The organism is Mangrovibacterium marinum, assembly GCF_003046625.1.
Classification (GTDB): Bacteria; Bacteroidota; Bacteroidia; order Bacteroidales; family Prolixibacteraceae; genus Mangrovibacterium; species Mangrovibacterium marinum.
Map to the genome: position 1 here is coordinate 1 of NZ_QAAD01000050.1, position 1,888 is coordinate 1,888.

Here is a 1,888-nt window from a genome sequence, read left to right on the forward strand (position 1 = left end):
GCTTCAATCGCTTCATATTCGGTCAGACCAAGTTGATCGTAGATTTGCGCTGTTGTGCGGTTACGCTCTTCGGCACGTTGCCAAAATTCGCGTTTGTCCTCACCCGGGAAAACGGGTTCGTCCTTCTGCGACTGGTGTTTGAAGATGGCTTTGCGTTTGCGGTGCAGCTCGTCGGGGCTGATCGGTACGGCCATCTCGATGTCTTCAACATCCCACTCCTGCCATGCGCCGCGGTACAACCACATATAGCAATCGTCCAGCCACTTGTCGCCTTCGGCACGCATCTGGCGGATGGCCTTGAAGATAATCTGCAAACAAACTTCATGTGTTCCGTGAGGGTCCTGCAAGTCGCCTGCTGCAAAAATCTGGTGAGGCTTAACGCTTCTCAGCAGGTCGATCACAATTTGCAAGTCGGCTTCCGAGGCGGGGCTTTTCTCCACCTGCCCGGTTTCGTAGAAGGGCAAATTCAGGAAGTGCACATTTTCTTCTTTCACGCCGCTAAAACGACATCCCGCAGCTGCTTCACCCACGCGAATCAAACCTTTCACCGCCTTCACATAAGGGGTATCCGGTTGACCGGCTTTCTTGTTTTTCAGAAAATCGCGCAATTCGGCATTGGCTTTTTCCAGCTCGGGGCTTTTCACGCCCTGGTTATTTAATAAATCAACGGCGAATTGCGAGAAGCGCAATGCATCATCGTCGAACACAGCAATGTTGCCCGATGTTTGGTAGGCTACATGCACATCGTGTCCCTGGTCGGCCAAACGGATCAGCGTTCCACCCATCGAGATCACATCGTCGTCGGGGTGCGGGCTGAAAACAATCGAACGTTTAATCGCCGGTTCGGGGCGCTCGGGGCGTGTTTTCTCGTAAGCTCCGGGCTTACCTCCCGGCCAACCGGTGATGGTATCGCGAAGCTCGCTGAATATCTTGATATTTAAATCGTAAGCACCACCATATTCTACCAACAAATCGCGCAAGCCGTTTTGCTTGTAGTCATCGTCGGTGAGTTTCAAAATTGGTTTTTCCATTTTCTGGCTCAACCAAACCACGGCACGCTTCACCATGCGCGGTGTCCAGTCGACCACACCAACCAGCCAGGGCTCTTTGGTGCGCGTAAATTCGCTGGTCGCCGGAGCATCCAAAAATACCGTAACATCTTTATGCAGCTGCAGAAACGAGGCCGGAATTTCGGGTGTAACCGGGCCTTCGATCATCTTTTTCAGGATGGCCGATTTGCCTTTTCCCCAGCCTGCGAGAATAATTTTTTTCGCACCAAGAATGGTTGCAACACCCATGGTAATAGCACGGTGAGGCACCGATTTCTCATCGCCAAAATCCTTAATGGCATCCGAAATAGTGATGGAATCCAACTTCACCAGGCGCGTTGTTGAGTTCACCGTTGAGCCCGGCTCGTTAAAGCCGATGTGGCCCGAACGACCGATGCCCAGCACCTGAATGTCGATTCCGCCGGCTGCTTCAATCTTGGCTTCGTAAGCGCTGCAGAACGATGAAACATCTTCAATTTTCAGCGATCCGTCCGGAATGTTCACATTCTCCGGCAAAATGTCGATATGGTTAAACAGATGCTTGTGCATGAAATACACATAGCTTTGCGCATCCTCCGGACTCATCGGATAGTATTCGTCCAGGTTGAAGGTGATCACATTTTTGAAGCTCAAACCTTCTTCCTTGTGCAAACGAACAAGCTCCTGATAAATCTTAATAGGCGACGAACCCGTAGCCAGCCCCAGCACAGCCATCTTTCCTTCGGCTTGCTTTTGCTTGATAATACCGGCTATAATTTCCGCCATCATTTTGGCGCCAACTGACTGATCCTCCACAACATTGATCGGGAGTTTCTCAACTGATCTTTCGATGTAACTTA

1 protein-coding gene is annotated in these 1,888 nt (G+C 50.9%); it reads right to left on the reverse strand.

Annotated features, from left to right (window positions below; all coding sequences use genetic code 11):
* A partial coding sequence (gene nagB, locus C8N47_RS18565; RefSeq protein ID WP_107824070.1) for a glucosamine-6-phosphate deaminase occupies window positions 1-1,880 on the reverse strand: 1,880 nt, incomplete at its 3' end.
* Window positions 1,881-1,888: the final 8 nt, after the last annotated feature.